This is a genomic window from Ferrovibrio sp. GW821-FHT12E11 (assembly GCF_058806975.1).
In genome coordinates this window covers 3138963-3155275 of sequence record NZ_JBXAQG010000001.1, presented here as the reverse complement: position 1 = coordinate 3155275, position 16313 = coordinate 3138963, and the positions used below count along the sequence as shown (strand labels likewise).

Here is a 16313-nt window from a genome sequence, read left to right as displayed (position 1 = left end):
ATGACCGCTACGCTCCAGGTCGACAATCTCGAAACCCATTTCCCGACCCGAGACGGCATCGTACGTGCCGTCGACGGCGTCAGCTTCTCGGTCGAGGCCGGCGAAATCCTTGGCCTCGTCGGCGAGTCCGGCTCGGGCAAATCCATCACCGGCTTCTCGATTCTTGGCCTGATCGACCCGCCCGGCCGCATCGCCGCCGGCAGCATCCAGTACAAGGGTGAGGAACTGACCACCGCCAGTCCGGAACGCCTGCGCGATCTACGTGGCGCCCGCATCGCGATGATCTTCCAGGATCCGATGATGACGCTGAACCCGGTTCTGCGCGTCGACACCCAGATGATCGAGACGGTGCAGGCCCATGAGAAGGTCAGCGACAAGGCCGCCCGCGCCCGCTGCATCGAAGCCCTGCAGTCGGTCGGCATTGCCGCGCCGGAAGATCGCCTGAAATCCTATCCGCACCAGTTCTCCGGCGGCATGCGCCAGCGCATCGCCATCGCCACCGCCCTGTTGCACAAGCCCGACCTGATTATTGCCGACGAACCCACTACGGCGCTGGATGTCACCATCCAGGGGCAGATTCTCTATGAAATGCGCAAGCTCTGCCGCGATACCGGCACGGCCCTGATCTGGATCACCCATGACCTGTCCGTCGTGGCCGGTCTGGCCGACCGCATCATGGTGATGTATGCCGGCCGGATCGTGGAGACCGGCAGCACCGCGACGGTGATCGAACGGCCGCAGCATCCCTATACCCGTGGCCTGATCGGCTCGGTGCCCGGCGCCATGCCGCGTGGCAAGCGCCTGTTCCAGATTCCCGGCATGGCTCCGGCGCCGCTCAATCTGCCGCCCGGCTGCCGCTTCAAGGCCCGCTGCACCCGGGCCGATGCCCTGTGCGACACCATGCCGGAGCTGGCGGAACTGCATCCGGGCCATCTGGCGCGTTGTCACCACCCCTTCGATGCCAAGCCGCTGAGCCCGGCGGAGGTCGCCTCGTGACTACCCCCATTCTTGAACTGAAAGGCATTTCCAAGCGCTTCGTCTGGCGCCTGGATATCGCCGCCAGAATCGCCAACCTGTTCGGTGCCGGCCTGAAAGAGCGCGCCGTCCATGCGGTGAACCATGTCGACCTGTCGATCCAGGAAGGCGAAGTGGTTGGCCTGGTCGGCGAAAGCGGCTGCGGCAAATCCACGCTGGGCCGCATCGTGGCCGGCATCATGGAGCCCACCGAGGGTGCCATCAGCTATCGCGGCAAGGTCGTCGCCGACCGGACCGGCGCCGAAGAGCGCGCCTACAAACTCGGCGTCCAGATGATCTTCCAGGACCCCTATGCCTCGCTCAATCCGCGCATGCGGGTGGAAGAGATCATCGGCGAGGCGCCGGTGGCGCATGGCCTGATCAAGCGCAGCGAGATGGGGGCATACGTCGAGAAGATCATGCTGCAGGTCGGCCTCGACCCGCGCTATCGCCGCCGCTATCCCCACCAGTTCTCCGGTGGCCAGCGCCAGCGCATCGGCATCGCCCGCGCACTCGCCGTGCAGCCGAAGTTCATCGTCTGCGACGAAGCCGTGGCCGCACTGGATGTTTCGATCCAGGCCCAGGTGCTGAACCTGTTCATGGACCTGCGCGAGCAGCTGGGCCTGACCTATTTGTTCATCAGCCACAATCTGTCGGTCGTCGAGCATATCTCCGATCGCGTGGTGATCATGTATCTCGGCCGCGTGGTGGAAAGCGCGCCGACCGAGCAGATGTTTGCCGCGCCCAATCATCCGTATACCCAGGCCCTGCTGGCCGAAGCGCCGAAGCTGGTGGCCGAGCGCCGCGACTACATGCCGGTGAAGGGCGAAATCCCCTCGCCGCTGAATCCGCCGCCGGGATGCCATTTCCATCCGCGCTGCCCCAAGGCTTTCGACCGCTGCAGAACGGAAGTGCCTGCTTTGAAAGAGATTGCTCCCGGCCGGCTCTCGGCCTGCCACCTCAACGACGCGGCCTGATCCGGCCGCGTCCGATTTTGGTCACGGCCGTGTCACGGCACCGGCACCCTTGAAAACGGAACTTTAAGACCCATTGTGTAGTTTGTCGGTGTGAATGAAGCGTCTGCAGGACGTGGACGTACACACCGCAAGGAGGCCAGCCATGCGCAAGGCCGTCTTTACCAGTGCGTTTATCTTCACAGCCACCATCGCCACCACCGGCATCAGCATTCCATCCGCTCAGGCCCAGCAGCAACCGATGCTCTGCGGCCTGCGCGATGAGATGGGCAAGATGCTGGAGAAGCGGTTTGGCGAACAGCCTCAGGCCGCCGGCGTCGTCGGCGACCGCATCGTTGAACTGCTGGTCTCGCAGAGCGGCTCCTGGACGCTTCTGATGACCAGCGCTGACGGACGTGCCTGCGTGGTCACGGGCGGCGAGGACTGGACCGATCAGCCCGTCACCACGCCCAGCAAGGTGAAGGCCGACAAGGTCAACATCGAGTCGACCCTGTAGCCTTTCAGCTCAGGCAGCAACTGGCCGCTTCACCCGGAACCAGGCGGCGTACAGCGCCGGCAGGAACAGCACGGTCAGCAGCGTCGCCACCAGCAGGCCGCCGATGATGGTGAAGGCCATCGGTCCCCAGAAGTTGCTGGTTGAGAGCGGAATCATCCCTAAGATCGCGGCCAGCGCGGTCAGGATGATCGGCCGGAAGCGCCGCAGCGTGGCATTGATGATCGCTTCCCAGGCCGGCTCGCCCGCCTTGATATCCTGTTCGATCTGATCGACCAGGATCACCGAGTTGCGCATAATCATGCCTGCCAGCGCGATGGCGCCCAGCATGGCGACGAAGCCGAAGGGCACATGGAAGACCAGCAGGCCCAGGGTGACGCCGATCAGGCCCAACGGCGCCGTCAGCAGCACCAGCAGCATGCGCGAAACCGACTGCAGCTGCACCATCAGCAGAGTCACCATGATCATGATCATCACCGGCACCACGGCACCGATCGAGGCATTGGCCTTGGCGCTTTCCTCGATGGCGCCACCCATGACGATGCGGTAGTTCGGCGGCAACTGTTTGCGCAGATCATTCAGTTTCGGCTCGATCTGCAACGATACGACCGGCGCCTGGATACCGTCGACGATATCGGCGCGCACCAGGATCACTGGCTGGCGATCACGCCGCCAGATGATGCCTTCCTCCAGCGCATAGCGGATTTCAGCCACCTGGCTGAGCGGCACCGGCCGGGTGCTTTCCGCACCGGCCACATTCACATCCTTGATCCCGGTCAGGCTGAGACGTTCCGCAGCCTCGGAGCGCGCCACCACATCAATCAGTTCGCGACCCTCGCGATACTGCGTGACCGTGATACCCGACACGATGGAATTCATCGTGGTCGCGAGATCCTGCGACGAGATGCCCAGCAGCCGCGCCTTGGCCTGGTCGACATCCAGAAGCACGGCTTTCGACAGCTCGTTCCAGTCCAGATTGACGTCGCGCGTATTCGGATTGACGCGCATGATATCCGCGACCTGGAAAGCAATGCGGCGCACCTCCATCGGATCCGGACCGCTGACGCGGAACTGCACCGGGAAACCAACCGGCGGGCCGTTTTCGAGACGGTTCACACGCCCGCGCAGCAGGGTGAAGTCCTCCTGGAAAGCCGTGACCAGCTTGGAGCGGACGCGCTCGCGCTCGGCGTCGCCCTTGGTCAGCACGACGACCTGGGCAAAATTATCGGTCGGCAGCTGCACATCCAGCGGCAGGTAGAAGCGTGGCGATCCGCTGCCGACATAGGTCGTGTAATTCACCACGTCGGCATCGCCCTTCAGCAACGCCTCCAGCTTCAGGGCCTCTTCCTCGGTCGCGGCAATCGACGCGCCCTGCGGCAGACGCAGATCCACCATCAGCTCGGGCCGGTTGGACGAGGGGAAGAACTGCTGCTGCACAAAGCCGAAGCCGAACACGCTGAGCATGAAGATGCCGATGGTGGCGCCGATCACGATCCAGCGCCGCGCCACGCACCATTCGACCACAGCGCGCACATAGCGATAAATGCCGCGGTGATAGACATCTTCGCTGTGGCCATGGCCGGCCTTTGGCGTCGGCAGCAGAGTATATCCGATATAGGGGGTGAAAATCACCGCCACCACCCATGACACCAGCAACGAAATGGTGACGACAGCAAAGATCGAGAAGGTGTACTCGCCCGCCGAAGATTTGGCGAATCCGACCGGTACAAAGCCCGCCGCCGTGATCAGCGTGCCGGTCAGCATCGGGAAGGCCGTGGTGGTGTAGGCAAAGCTGGCCGCACGCAGGCGATCAAACCCCTGCTCCATTTTCACCTGCATCATTTCCACGGCGATGATCGCATCGTCGACCAGCAATCCGAGCGAGATGATCAGTGCGCCCAGCGAAATGCGGTGGAAATCGATGCCGAATATCTGCATGCAGACAAAGGTGATCGCCAGCACCAGCGGAATGCAGAACATCACCACCAGGCCGCTGCGCAGACCGAGGCTGAGGAAGCTGACGCCCAGCACGATCACCACGGCTTCCAGCAGTACCTGCATGAATTCCGAGATCGAGCGCTGCACCACGGTCGGCTGGTCGGCCACCTTCTGCACGTCGATGCCGACCGGCATATCGGCCTTCAGCCGGGCCATGGTGGCTTCCAGCTGCTTGCCCAACTCGATCATGTTGCCGCCCTTGGCCATCGAGATCGACAGGCCGATCACATCCTGGCCGTTGAACCGCATATGCGCCGCCGGCGGATCGGCATAGTCGCGCTTGATATCGGCGATGTCGCCCAGCCGGATCAGTTTGCCATTGGCCTGGAAGGACAGTTCCTGCAGGGCGCGCGCCGTGGCCAGGTCGCCGCTGACCCGGGTGGCGATGCGGTCCGATGCCGTCTGCACCACACCCGATGCCGTCTGGTCGTTCTGCTGCTGGATCACGCTGATGATCTGCTGCGGATTGATCCCCAGATTCGCCAGCTTCTTGTTGGAGAACTCGATAAAGATGCGTTCGGGCTGCACGCCCAGAAGGTCGGCCTTGCCGACATCGCGGATGCGCAGAAGCTCCTCGCGCACATCCTCTACGTAATCCTTCAGCTCGCGATGGGTGAAGCCATCCGAGGTAAAGGCGTAAATGGTACCGAAGGTATCGCCGAACTCGTCGTTGAAGAACGGACCCTGGGCGCCCTGCGGCAGGGTGTTGCGGATATCGCCAACTTTCTTGCGGACCTGGTACCAGATATCGGGCACCATTTTCGGCGGCGTACTGTCGCGCAAGGCGACAAAGATCGTCGACTCCGCAGCCTTGGAATAGCTGCGCACGTTGTCGAGATACGGGGTTTCCTGCAGCTTCTTCTCGATCTTGTCGGTAACCTGCTGCTCGACCTCGCGCGCGGTGGCGCCGGGCCAGTTGGTGCGCACGATCATCACCTTGAAGGTGAAGTCAGGATCTTCGGCACGGCCCAGCTGCATGTAGGACATCGCACCGGCCGCCAGCAGCAACACCATCAGAAAACCGATCAGGCTGCGATGGCCTAAAGCCCAGGCGGAAAGATTGAAGCGGTCGTGTCCGGTCTCGGGATCGGCAGGCGTAACGCTCACGACTTGATCCCCACGCCGGCAATGGCGGACTGGGTTTCGGGCAGCAGGCGCACCACCTGTCCGGGGATCAGCTTATGCACCCCGGCGGTGACAACCTTCTCGCCGGCTTTCAGGCCATCGGCGATCAGAACGGCTTTCTCGATATAGGCCGCCACCCGCACCGGGCGCAGCTCCACTTTACCCTGGCCTGCATTGCTTTCACCGACATAGATCCAGACGGCCGGCTTGTCGCCATCCTGGTAGAGTGCCGACAGCGGCAGCGCCACCACGGAGGCATCAGCACGGCGCAGGATGGCCACCGTTGCCGTCATACCCAGCCGCATGCTCGGCGGCGCGGCCTGGACGCTGACCTTCACGGCATAGGTGCGCGTGGCCGGATCGGCGCCGGGCGCGATCTCGCGCACGACGCCGGCATAGTCGCGGTCGGGCTGCGCCCACAGATTCAGGGCAATGGCGGTGGCGTTGCGCAGTTCCTCGAGGCGGTTCTCGGAAACGTTGAACACCACTTCCTTTTCTTCGGGCCGGGCCAGCTTCATCACCGTCTGGCCGGCCGCAACCACCTGGCCGGACTCGACGCCAATCGCCGTGACGACGCCGTCGGCATCGGCATGCAGCTCGGTGTAATCCATCTGGTTCTGCGCAACCCGCATCTGGGACCGCGCACTGTCGAGCTGGGCTTCGGCCGTGTTGTAGGTATTCTGCCGGCGATCCAGTTCAGCCTGGCTGATCACCTTGCTGTCGAACAGCTTCTTGTAGCGGCCGAGCTCGGTCTGCGCCTGGTTGAAGTTGGCCTGGGCGGCGCTCATCTGGGCGCGGGCATTCTGGATGGCCAGACGGGTGTCTTCCGGGTCGAGGCGGGCCAGGACCGTGCCTTTTTTCACCTCCGAGCCGATTTCGACATAGCGGGCCACGATCTTGCCGCCAACCCGGAAGGCCAGATTGGTTTCGTAGCGGGCGCGGACTTCGCCGGTATAGGTCGAGCGGCTTTCATAAATCTGCGGCGATGCCGTGGTGACCCGCACCGGCCGGATCGGCTCGGGCGGCGGAGCCGCCTGCTCGCAAGCCGCAAGCAACAGAACCGCTGCCAGGGCCGAAGCCGTGGCGGTGAACTTCAGACCGATCGCACTCATAGCCGCCTTTTCTGCGAACGGCCGCGCGGGAGCGCTCAACCCAACAAAATGTGAAACTTCCCCCGAACGCCGTACGCTACTGCTCTTGCTTCCCTGCCGTCGGCGCCGCTCTGTCGGCGGTGTCCTCCGGTGTCAGCAGCCCTTCCTTTGCGCGTTCCAGGACCCACACCCGGATTGCGCTCGAAAGATTGCCCGTCCGCGCAGCATCGATATCGCTGACCATCTGGTTGATGGTCTTGCCGTCGCGCGCCGCCAGAACCTGCATGACCTCCCAGAACGCCTGTTCCAGGGAGATGCTGGTGCGGTGGCCGCCGACGACGACGGAGCGTTTTTTTACCGTCGTTGGCATATCGAACCTGCGCGGCCAGATGGCCGCGATGAAGGCTGCTTAGCATCGGCAGATTTCCGCGCCAAGACAGCCTTCCGGGCCCGCGTGACGGCCGTCACCAGTTACCCTTAGGAAAGTTGGGCACAGAACTCCTGGATGCGGCCGCAGGCATCTTTCAGCGCTTCGGTTGACGTAGCGTAAGAAATGCGGAAATGCGGTGCGAGGCCGAAGGCCTCGCCGAAGACCACGGCAACGCCCTTCTCTTCGAGCAGTGCGTTGGCGAAATCCAGATCGCTGGCGATCTTCACGCCGCCCTTCGAGGTCTTGCCGATGGTGCCGGCGCAGCTCGGATAGACATAGAAGGCGCCTTCCGGCTTCGGGCACTGGATGCCCTTGGCCTGGTTCAGCATCGACACCACCAGATCGCGGCGCTGCTTGAACACGGCGTTGTTCTTCGGAATGAAGTCCTGCGGGCCGTTCAGCGCTTCCACGGCAGCCGCCTGGCTGATCGAGGAGGGATTGGAGGTCGACTGCGACTGCAGGCCCGACATGGCCTTGATCAGCTGCACCGGGCCGCCGGCATAGCCGATACGCCAGCCAGTCATGCAATAGGCCTTCGACACGCCGTTCATGGTCAGCGTGCGCTCATAGAGCGCCGGCTCCACCTGGGCAGGCGTGGTGAAGACGAAATTGTCGTAGACCAGATGTTCGTACATGTCGTCGGTCAGGATCCAGACATGCGGATGGCGCACCAGCACGTCGGTCAGCGCCTTCAGTTCGTCGCGCGTATAGGCGGCGCCGGACGGATTGGACGGCGAATTCAGGATCACCCACTTGGTCTTCGGCGTGATCGCCTTCTCCAGCGCATCGGCGCGCAGCTTGAAGCCGTCCTCGGCGGCGCCGGTGACGAAGACCGGGGTACCGCCGGCGAAGTTGACGATATCGGGGTAGCTGACCCAGTAGGGCGCCGGGATGATCACTTCATCGCCCGGATTCACGGTGGAGAGCAGCGCATTGAACAGCACCTGCTTGCCGCCGGTGCCGACGCTGATCTGCTCGGGCTTATAGTCCAGGCTGTTCTCGCGCTTGAACTTGGCGACGATCGCCTGCTTCAGCGCGGCCGTGCCGTCCACATCGGTGTAGCGCGTCTCGCCGCGATCAATCGCCGCCTTGGCAGCGTCGCGGATATTGGCCGGGGTCTCGAAATCCGGTTCGCCGGCGCCGAGGCCGATCACGTCGCGGCCGGCGGCCTTGAGCGCGCGGGCCTTCTGGGTGGCGGCAATGGTGGCAGACGGCTTGATGCGACCGAGAGCTTCGGACAGGAAGGCCATGACGTTTTGCGACTCCTAGGCGCGAGCGTGGGAAAAGGCGGGCGAACCATACGTCCGGCCTATGGGCGGTGCAACATATCAACTTGTCGCCGTGACAATGTTTTGCCGCAAAAGCAGGCAGCACGGCGGCACGTTGGGCAACTTCACCGATTAACCCCATTGGCAGCTTAATTTCCCGCATATCGCCGCCGTAAACAGATTGGACTCAGAATTGCATACAGTTTCCCTCGGGCCTGCGTCCGATTCACGCTTGGCGGGTGTGCATACCCCGGCATAGACTGCCGGGCCTGCTGCGACCCGACTCGCAAAGATCGGCCAGGATAATGTTTACCGGGGAGACTTCTCATTATGACCTTCGCTCGCACGTTTACCTTTGCGGCGGCTGGCCTTGCGCTGGCGCTGGGTGCCGCCGGCACGGCCAACGCCCAGACCAAGCTGAAATTCACGCTCGACTGGGCCTTCCAGGGCCCGACATCGGCGTTCCTGCTCGCTGAGCAGAAGGGCTACTACAAGGCGGCTGGCGTCGATATCACCATCGACGCGGGCCAGGGCTCGGCCGGCGCGCTGCAGCGCGTTGCCACCGGCGCCTATGAAATGGGCTTCGCCGACGTCAACGCGCTGATCGAATACAACGCGAAGAACCCGGACGGCCAGGTGAAGGCCGTGATGATGGCCTATGACGCCGCCCCGATGGGCCTCTATGCGCTGAAGTCCTCGGGCATTAAGTCGCCCAAGGACATGGAAGGCAAGAAGCTGGGCGCGCCGGTCTTTGACGCCTCGTTCAAGCTGTTCCCGGCCTATGCCGCCAAGGTCGGCATCGACAAGAGCAAGGTCACCTTCATCAACCTGCAGCCGCCGCTGCGCGAACCGAGCCTGAAGAACGGCAGCGTGGATTTCATCAGCGGCCACTACTTCTCGTCGATGCTCGATCTCGAAAAGATCGGCGTGCCGGCCAGCGATATCCAGGTCTTTTCCTATGCCGATGCCGGCATGGACTTCTATGGCAACGCCATTGTCGCCTCGCCGAAGTTCATGAAGGAAAATCCGGCCGCCGTGAAGGCCGTGATCAGCGCGACCATCAAGGCCTGGAAGGAAATCGTCGCCAATCCGGAAGTCGGCGTGAAAGCCGCCAAAACCCGCGACGGTCTGGTCGACGAAGCGCTGGAAATGAAACGCCTGAAGATGTCGCTGGAGCGCAACGTGGTGACCAGCTGGGTGAAGCAGAATGGCTTCGGCGGCGTCGACCTGGCCCGCCTGCAGCGTTCTTCGGATGCGGTGGCCTCGGCTATCGGCCTGGACAAGGCGCCGAAGGCGACCGACCTGTTCGAGGAAGGCTTCCTGCCGGCCAAGGCCGAGCGCATGTTGCCGTGATCGGCTCCTGAAAAGCTGATACAATGCAGCGGCGGGGGAAACCCCGCCGCTTTCTTTTTGCCTGTTTCGTTACGCTTACCCAGTCCGTCTCATTCATAAAATGCAGCCCACGCACCCGACCCGGACCAACTGGCAGGCGGTTTTCGCCGTCATTGCCGCCGGCATCATTGTTTCCATGCAGATCGGCAAGCTGCCGCCGCTGCTGACCCAGCTGCGCGCCGAATTCGGCCTCGACCTGGTGCTCGGCGGCCTGCTCGCCTCCTCCGTCAACCTGATCGGCGCCAGCCTAGGCATCCTGGCCGGCTTCGCCAGCGACCGCATAGGCCGCCGCAGCGTCAGCCTCGGCCTGCTGGTTGCCGCACTGGGAAGCCTCGGCGGTGCGCTGGCGCCGGATGGGCCCGGCGGCACCATCGCCCTGCTGGCCGCAAGACTGGTGGAGGGCTGCGGCTTCGTGCTGACCGTGGTCTGCGGCCCCAGCCTCGTCGCTACGGCGGCCGCACCGGCACAGCGCAGCCTGGCGCTCGGCTTCTGGAGCAGCTACATGCCGCTGGGCGTCGCCGGCGGCCTGCTGGGCGCTTTGCTGGTCAGCCTGGGGCTGCTCGACTGGCGCGGCCTGTGGATCGTCATGTCAGCCATCCTGCTGATCGCCGCCATCGTGATCGACCGTCTGACCGCCGGCGCCACCCTGCCGCGCGCCCGCGCCTTCAGCGTCGCGGCGCTTCGCCGTCCCGGTCCCTGGCTGCTGGCCGGCTGCTTTGCCAGCTACACCACGCAATGGTTCTGCATCGTCACATGGATGCCGACCTACCTGCATGACAGCGGCCTGATCGGCAGCACCGGTATCGCCATCGGCGTTGCTCTGGTGGTGCTGGTCAATGCCGTGGGTACCACCAGCGCCGCCGCGCTCATGCATCGCGGCCTCCCGCGCTGGGCCATCATCGCCACCGTCAGCCTCGGCATGGGCATCTTCGGCGTGTCCTGTTTCGCACCGGACCTGCCGGTGCTGCTACGCATTGCGCTCGCCATGGCCGCCAGCGGCTTCGGTGGCATGCTGCCGGCCGCGGTGCTGGCCAGCGTGCCGGGTCAAGCCCGCGATCCGTCTGAAATCGCCACCGTGAACGGTGTTGTGGTGCAACTGCTCAACATCGGCTCCTTCATCGGGCCGCCGACACTGGCCGCGCTCGTCACCCACTTTGGCGGCTGGACGCAGGGCCGCTGGCTGCTGCTTGCCGCCGGTTGCCTCGGTATGCTGCTGGCATTCGGCCTGCGTGCCGTCGAACGGAGGAGCGCGGCATGAAGTTCGAGCGCGGCGACGCCTACCTGCTGCTGACGGTCATCATCTGGGGCAACACCTTCCCGACCGCGAAATACGTGCTCGGCATCATGCCGCCCACGGTCTATGCCTCCACGCGCTACCTGCTCGCGGCCGTCACCCTGATGATCGTGCTGGCCTGGCGCGAGGGCCTGAAGCTGCCGCATCGCCGCGACCTGCTGGCGCTCACCGGTCTCGGTTTCCTCGGCATCACGATGATGCAGTTGCTGTGGACCAATGCCCTGTCGCTCAGCACGGCATCGAAGGGCGCCATTCTGGTCGCGACCTCGCCGATCTGGGCCATGATCTTCAGCAGCCTGCGCGGCCAGCGCCTGCCGGTGCTGGCCTGGTGCGGCGTACTGCTGTCCTTCAGCGGCGTCTTCCTGGTCATCAACAACAGCCTCACCACACTTACGCTGGGCGGCGGCCATATCGTCGGCGACCTGCTGTTCCTGGCCGTCGCCTTCTGCTGGGCGCTCTTTTCGGTGCTTTCGCCGCCCTATCTGACCCGTCTGGGTCCGCTCTATGTCTCGGGCTGGTCAATGCTGTTCGGTGCACTGCTGCTGACGCCGGCCATGCTCTGGGGCTGGGGCGACATGCAATGGAGCGCCATGGGCACCGGACACTGGGCGTCCTTCCTCTACACGGCCATCCTGGCCGGCGCCCTGGGCTATCTGTTCTGGTATGAAGGCATCCAGCGGCTCGGCGTTGCCCGGTCGGTGATCTATTCCTATCTGATCCCGGTCTTCGCCATGCTGAGTGCGATTGCCTTCCTGGACGAGCATGTCTCGGCCGCGCAGCTGATCGGTGCCGCCGTGGTCATCACCGGGCTGGTTCTGACCCGCGTGGCGACCACCAGATCCGCCGCCGCCTAGCTCTCGGCCACCAGGCAAAGACCGGCGCGTCCATCAGCCAGCGTCACGCTTTCGACAGCCAGAACGATCAGGCCTTCCGCCTTCGCCATCTCGCGCAGCGCGGCTTCTCCGTAACCCTCCGCCGGCAATACGCCGATGAAGGCGCCCGCCACAGCCAGCGCAATCTTCACGGCCGAAAAGAACAGCGGCAGGTCCGCCAGTTGCGACTGCATGTCGGCCGCCAGGATCAGGTCGAAGTGATCCGGCCGGCCCTCCAGGAAGGGAAGCAGCGCTTCGGTATCGCAATCGTCATAGAGGCCGGCTTCAAAGGCGCGGCGGCTGCGCGCTTCATCCGGCGACACCATGTCCAGATGCTGGCTGATCTGGCGCAGGGCGGAAATATGCCGGCCAAGATAGCCGCCCAGATCGACAGCCCAGCCGACCGTATAGCCGCCGCCGATCACCTGCTGCGCCGCCGCCAGCACCAGTGCCGCCCCCGGCGCATCCAGGCCGGCGATCAGTTCGTCGGTGGAAAGCGCGACTTCAGCCCCCGGCTCGTCGACCGCCAGCCGGCGGAGCGCAAAGACGAAGCCGCGGACATCCTGGTTCTCTTCCCGCCGCAGCACGATCTCGTCCAGGCTGAGCAGGGCGAAACCGGCCTCGGTCGCGCGCTTGCGCAGATAAGCCTCGCCGTGCTGATAGCGCCCGGTCTTGGCCGCGTGATACCGGGCGCCGGCGCCCTTCTCCACCGTGGCGACAAAAATGCCGTTATCGTGCAGGCTGTCATGCACGGCCGCAAACACCGCGCGCAGATCGCCGAAATACGACAGTACATCAGCGGCACAGGCCAGATCGTAGGTACCAGCGCGCTGCTGCAGCGTGGCGACGATCTCGCCCACGATCAGTTCGTCGTAACCCCGCGCCCGGGCCTTTTCCACCATGCGCGACGACAGGTCGACGCCGTCCAGCCGTCCGCACAGGCTGCGGACTTCAGGGCCCAGCAGGCCAGTGCCGCAACCCAGATCAATGGCCCGGGTGGCCCGCGCATTCTGCAATGCCGCGCGGACGACGGCTGCCACATGCTGCGGGGCCTTGTATTCCAGCCAGTTGGTCAGCTTGTCGTCGAAACTGTCGGCAAAACTGTCGAACAGTTTTTCCACATAGGCCGCATCGGGCTGGTCGGGCGCATGGCCCGACAGAACGGCGATCATATGCTTGGCTTCGGCCTGCCCCGGCTCCACCGTCAGCAGACGCCGGTAGGTGACCAGCGCATCGGCGCGGCGGTCCAGTCGCACCTGCAGGCGCGCCACTGCGTGCAGCAGAGCCACGGAATCGGGATGCTCGCGCAACGCCAGTTCCTGTTTCACGAGCTGGGCGGCGAGGGTTTCGTTCAGCCGCAGCTGCGCCAGGGCGGCATGCACGGGATCGACCGGCGCGCCGGTTGCCACCGGCGCTGGCGGAACTGTGGCCTGTACGCCGCCCAGGTTCATCAGCATGTTGCTGATCGCCGTCGGGCCGCGCGCCATCACCGGACGACGAACCGGGCCGGGCCTGAGCGGCCCGCCGCCACCGGCCTTTTTCTGCGCGCGCCTGTCCTTACGATTCATGGGCTGCGCGTGAGGCTCAGCGCCGCTCGAGCGGCTTGTACTTGATACGGTGCGGCTGGTCGGCATCGGCGCCGAGGCGGCGCTTCTTGTCGGCCTCGTAATCCTGGTAGTTGCCTTCGAACCATTCGACATGACTGTCGCCTTCGAAGGCCATGATGTGGGTGGCGAGGCGATCGAGGAACCAGCGGTCATGGCTGATGACGATGGCGCAGCCGGCGAAGGATTCCAGCGCCTCTTCCAGCGCACGCAGCGTATCGACGTCCAGATCGTTGGTCGGTTCGTCGAGCAGCAGCACATTGGCGCCGGTCTTCAGCATCTTGGCCAGATGCAGGCGATTGCGTTCACCACCCGACAGCATGCCAACCTTCTTCTGCTGGTCAGCGCCCTTGAAGTTGAACCACGAGCAGTAGGCGCGGCTCGGCACATCGCGCTTGCCCAGCGTGATCATGTCATTGCCTTCCGAAACCTCTTCCCATACGGTCTTCTTGTCATTCAGGCTGTCGCGACTCTGGTCGACATAGCCGAGCTTGACGGACTCACCCACGCGCAACTCGCCCTTGTCCGGCGGCTCGCCGCCGGTGAGCATGCGGAACAGCGTGGTCTTGCCGGCACCGTTCGGGCCGATGATGCCGACGATGCCGCCCGGCGGCAGCTTGAAGTCGAGATTGTCGATCAGCAGGCGGTCACCGAAGCCCTTGGACAGGCCCTCGGCCTCGATCACCACATTGCCCAGGCGCGGGCCTGGCGGAATGGTGATGGAGACGGCATCAGCAGCCTTGTCATTCTGCTGCTGCAGCATCTCTTCATAGGCCTTGAGGCGGGCCTTCGATTTGGCCTGCCGTGCACGCGGGCTCTGACGCACCCACTCCAGCTCCTGGGCCAGCGACTTGCGGCGGGAATCCTCTTCCTTGCCTTCCTGGGCCAGGCGCTTTTCCTTCTGCTCCAGCCAGGAGGAGTAATTGCCTTCCCACGGAATGCCTGAACCGCGATCGAGTTCGAGAATCCAGCCGGCAACATTGTCGAGGAAGTAGCGATCATGGGTGATCGCCACCACGGTGCCTTCGTATTCGTGCAGGAAGCGCTCGAGCCAGGCGACCGATTCCGCATCCAGATGATTGGTCGGCTCGTCGAGCAGCAGCATGTCGGGCTTGGACAGCAGCAGGCGGCACAGCGCCACGCGGCGCTTTTCGCCGCCCGACAGCTTGCTCACATCGGCCTCGCCCGGCGGGCAACGCAGCGCGTCCATGGCGATTTCGACACCGCGCTGCAGGTCCCAGGCATTTGCCGCGTCGATCTTTTCCTGCAGCTCCGCCTGTTCGGCGATCAGTGCATTCATTTCGTCGTCATCGGTCACTTCGCCGAACTTCATCGAGACTTCCTCGAAGCGATCGAGCAGCGCCTTGGTCTCGGCCACGCCTTCCATCACGTTGCCCAGCACGTCCTTCGACTCATCCAGCTGCGGCTCCTGCGGCAGGTAGCCGACCTTGACGCCATCGGCCGCCCAGGCTTCGCCGGTGAATTCCTTGTCCAGGCCCGCCATGATCTTGAGCAGGGTCGACTTGCCGGCGCCGTTGTTGCCCAGCACGCCGATCTTGGCGCCCGGCAGGAAGCTCAGCCAGATACCCTTCAGGACCTGTTTGCCGCCCGGATAGGTCTTGGCCAGGTCCTTCATCACGTAGATGTACTGATACGACGCCATGTCACGCTCCGGGCGTTGGAAGCCTAAAAATCCGGCCGAGTTGTACAGAAACGGGGCTGCCGGGGCAATCCCGGGAGCCCCGCATAACAGGCGGTTCAGGCCACCATCAGGGCCTTCACATGGGCCGCCGTGGCGCTGGCCAGCGCCCGCAGGTCATAACCGCCTTCCAGCGCCGAAACGACCCGGCCCCGCGCCGTTTTCTCCGCCACCTGCATCAGCCGCTCGGTCGCCCAGTAATAGTCCTGGTCGCCGAATTGCAGCTGCGCCAGCGGATCGCTCATATGGGCATCGAAGCCGGCCGAGATCAGGACAAGTTCAGGCGCGAAGCCCTCAAGCTTCGTCAGGATGCGCTCGAAGGCGGTGCGAAACTCGCCTGAGCCGGCATAAGGCCTCAGCGGCACATTGACGATGTTGCCGGCCACGCCCTGTTCATGGGCCGCCCCCGTGCCCGGATAGAGCGGCATCTGGTGCGTCGAGGCATAGAAGAGATCGGGATCTGCCGCAAAGGCCGCCTGCGTGCCATTGCCATGGTGAACATCGAAATCGATGGCCGCGACGCGCTTCAGCCCCCAGCGCGCGCGCGCATGCTGGGCGCCGATGGCGATATTGTTGAACAGGCAAAAGCCCATGGCCTGGTCGGGTTCGGCATGGTGCCCGGGCGGGCGGACGGCGCAAAAGGCGTTGCGCAACTCGCCCTGCATGACGGCGTCCACAGCGGCAACCACAGCGCCGGCGGCGTAAAAGGCGGCGTTCCCCGAACCCGGCGACACCACGGTATCCCCGTCGATGAAGCCCAGGCCCTGGGCCGGAATGGCCTGCAGGATGCGGTCGATATAGGGCCCGGGATGGACCCTCGCGATCTGCTCCGGGGTGGCCCGGGGGGCCTCCCGGCGATCCAGGTACAGGAAGTCTTCCCCTTCAAGACGGGCCAGGACCGCCTGCAGCCTTTCCGCGCATTCCGGATGCCCATCTCCCGTATCATGGGTGAGGCAGGCCGCATGGGTGAACAGCCCGGTTACCAAAGCGCCACCTTGACCATTAACTAGGCTCCTCCCCCGGCCGGTCCTGACACAAGGATTTCAACAGAAAACGCAG

General features: G+C 64.3%; 13 protein-coding genes. 6 read left to right on the top strand and 7 right to left on the bottom strand.

The window, feature by feature from the left end:
* The 3 genes from AC1ROT_RS15650 (at position 1) to AC1ROT_RS15640 (ending at position 2484) form a co-directional block, all read left to right on the top strand.
* Positions 1 to 996 carry an ABC transporter ATP-binding protein gene (locus AC1ROT_RS15650; protein WP_492971644.1) on the top strand — a complete coding sequence of 332 codons (996 nt, stop codon included), beginning with the start codon at positions 1 to 3 and terminating at the stop codon, positions 994 to 996.
* Positions 993 to 1991 carry an ABC transporter ATP-binding protein gene (locus tag AC1ROT_RS15645; protein WP_493000088.1) on the top strand — a complete coding sequence of 333 codons (999 nt, stop codon included), beginning with the start codon at positions 993 to 995 and terminating at the stop codon, positions 1989 to 1991. The genes AC1ROT_RS15650 and AC1ROT_RS15645 overlap by 4 nt, the downstream gene beginning before the upstream one ends.
* A 142-nt stretch (positions 1992 to 2133) precedes the next feature.
* Complete coding sequence (locus AC1ROT_RS15640; RefSeq protein ID WP_493000086.1) at positions 2134 to 2484, top strand: hypothetical protein; 351 nt, start codon at positions 2134 to 2136, stop codon at positions 2482 to 2484.
* Between the two features lie 9 nt (positions 2485 to 2493).
* On the opposite strand, the gene AC1ROT_RS15635 is transcribed toward AC1ROT_RS15640, so the two are convergent.
* The 4 genes from AC1ROT_RS15635 to AC1ROT_RS15620 all read right to left on the bottom strand — a co-directional run bounded on the left by AC1ROT_RS15635 (position 2494) and on the right by AC1ROT_RS15620 (position 8375).
* Positions 2494 to 5586: an efflux RND transporter permease subunit gene (locus AC1ROT_RS15635; protein ID WP_493000084.1), complete on the bottom strand. Its 3093-nt coding sequence runs from the start codon at positions 5584 to 5586 to the stop codon at positions 2494 to 2496.
* Complete coding sequence (locus AC1ROT_RS15630; protein ID WP_493000082.1) at positions 5583 to 6716, bottom strand: efflux RND transporter periplasmic adaptor subunit; 1134 nt, start codon at positions 6714 to 6716, stop codon at positions 5583 to 5585. Before AC1ROT_RS15630 ends, AC1ROT_RS15635 begins: the two co-directional genes overlap by 4 nt.
* A gap of 76 nt (positions 6717 to 6792) precedes the next feature.
* The gene (locus AC1ROT_RS15625) at positions 6793 to 7065 is read right to left on the bottom strand and encodes a ribbon-helix-helix domain-containing protein (RefSeq protein ID WP_492971649.1); all 273 of its coding nucleotides are present in this window, start codon (positions 7063 to 7065) and stop codon (positions 6793 to 6795) included.
* Positions 7066 to 7172: 107 nt separating this feature from the next.
* Positions 7173 to 8375, bottom strand: a complete 1203-nt coding sequence (locus AC1ROT_RS15620; protein ID WP_493000080.1) for a pyridoxal phosphate-dependent aminotransferase — start codon at positions 8373 to 8375, stop codon at positions 7173 to 7175.
* A gap of 348 nt (positions 8376 to 8723) precedes the next feature.
* Between AC1ROT_RS15620 and AC1ROT_RS15615 the strand changes: the two genes are divergently transcribed.
* From AC1ROT_RS15615 to AC1ROT_RS15605, 3 genes are all read left to right on the top strand, one after another.
* A complete protein-coding gene (locus AC1ROT_RS15615) occupies positions 8724 to 9746 on the top strand; it encodes an ABC transporter substrate-binding protein (protein WP_492971651.1) in 1023 nt (340 codons plus the stop codon).
* Positions 9747 to 9846: 100 nt separating this feature from the next.
* The gene (locus tag AC1ROT_RS15610; protein ID WP_492971652.1) at positions 9847 to 11043 is read left to right on the top strand and encodes an MFS transporter; all 1197 of its coding nucleotides are present in this window, start codon (positions 9847 to 9849) and stop codon (positions 11041 to 11043) included.
* Positions 11040 to 11933, top strand: coding sequence for a DMT family transporter (locus tag AC1ROT_RS15605; protein ID WP_493000078.1), 894 nt, complete (start codon positions 11040 to 11042; stop codon positions 11931 to 11933). The genes AC1ROT_RS15610 and AC1ROT_RS15605 overlap by 4 nt, the downstream gene beginning before the upstream one ends.
* On the opposite strand, the gene AC1ROT_RS15600 is transcribed toward AC1ROT_RS15605, so the two are convergent.
* From AC1ROT_RS15600 to AC1ROT_RS15590, 3 genes are all read right to left on the bottom strand, one after another.
* A complete protein-coding gene (locus AC1ROT_RS15600) occupies positions 11930 to 13519 on the bottom strand; it encodes a class I SAM-dependent DNA methyltransferase (protein WP_493000076.1) in 1590 nt (529 codons plus the stop codon). The two genes, AC1ROT_RS15605 and AC1ROT_RS15600, sit on opposite strands and share 4 nt — an antisense overlap.
* A gap of 16 nt (positions 13520 to 13535) precedes the next feature.
* On the bottom strand, positions 13536 to 15218 hold the full coding sequence (ettA, locus tag AC1ROT_RS15595) for an energy-dependent translational throttle protein EttA (RefSeq protein ID WP_492971655.1): 1683 nt from the start codon (positions 15216 to 15218) through the stop codon (positions 13536 to 13538).
* A gap of 95 nt (positions 15219 to 15313) precedes the next feature.
* The gene (locus AC1ROT_RS15590; protein ID WP_493000075.1) at positions 15314 to 16240 is read right to left on the bottom strand and encodes a histone deacetylase family protein; all 927 of its coding nucleotides are present in this window, start codon (positions 16238 to 16240) and stop codon (positions 15314 to 15316) included.
* Positions 16241 to 16313 lie beyond the last annotated feature (73 nt).

Bases quoted from the DNA above. Each gene is read 5' to 3' on its own strand.
- AC1ROT_RS15640 (WP_493000086.1), top strand. From the start codon at position 2,134: ATGCGCAAGGCCGTCTTTACCAGTGCGTTTATCTTCACAGCCACCATC.
- AC1ROT_RS15625 (WP_492971649.1), bottom strand. From the start codon at position 7,065: ATGCCAACGACGGTAAAAAAACGCTCCGTCGTCGTCGGCGGCCACCGC.
- AC1ROT_RS15615 (WP_492971651.1), top strand. From the start codon at position 8,724: ATGACCTTCGCTCGCACGTTTACCTTTGCGGCGGCTGGCCTTGCGCTG.
- AC1ROT_RS15650 (WP_492971644.1), top strand. From the start codon at position 1: ATGACCGCTACGCTCCAGGTCGACAATCTCGAAACCCATTTCCCGACC.
- ettA (WP_492971655.1), bottom strand. From the start codon at position 15,218: ATGGCGTCGTATCAGTACATCTACGTGATGAAGGACCTGGCCAAGACC.
- AC1ROT_RS15605 (WP_493000078.1), top strand. From the start codon at position 11,040: ATGAAGTTCGAGCGCGGCGACGCCTACCTGCTGCTGACGGTCATCATC.
- AC1ROT_RS15630 (WP_493000082.1), bottom strand. From the start codon at position 6,716: ATGAGTGCGATCGGTCTGAAGTTCACCGCCACGGCTTCGGCCCTGGCA.
- AC1ROT_RS15620 (WP_493000080.1), bottom strand. From the start codon at position 8,375: ATGGCCTTCCTGTCCGAAGCTCTCGGTCGCATCAAGCCGTCTGCCACC.
- AC1ROT_RS15600 (WP_493000076.1), bottom strand. From the start codon at position 13,519: ATGAATCGTAAGGACAGGCGCGCGCAGAAAAAGGCCGGTGGCGGCGGG.
- AC1ROT_RS15610 (WP_492971652.1), top strand. From the start codon at position 9,847: ATGCAGCCCACGCACCCGACCCGGACCAACTGGCAGGCGGTTTTCGCC.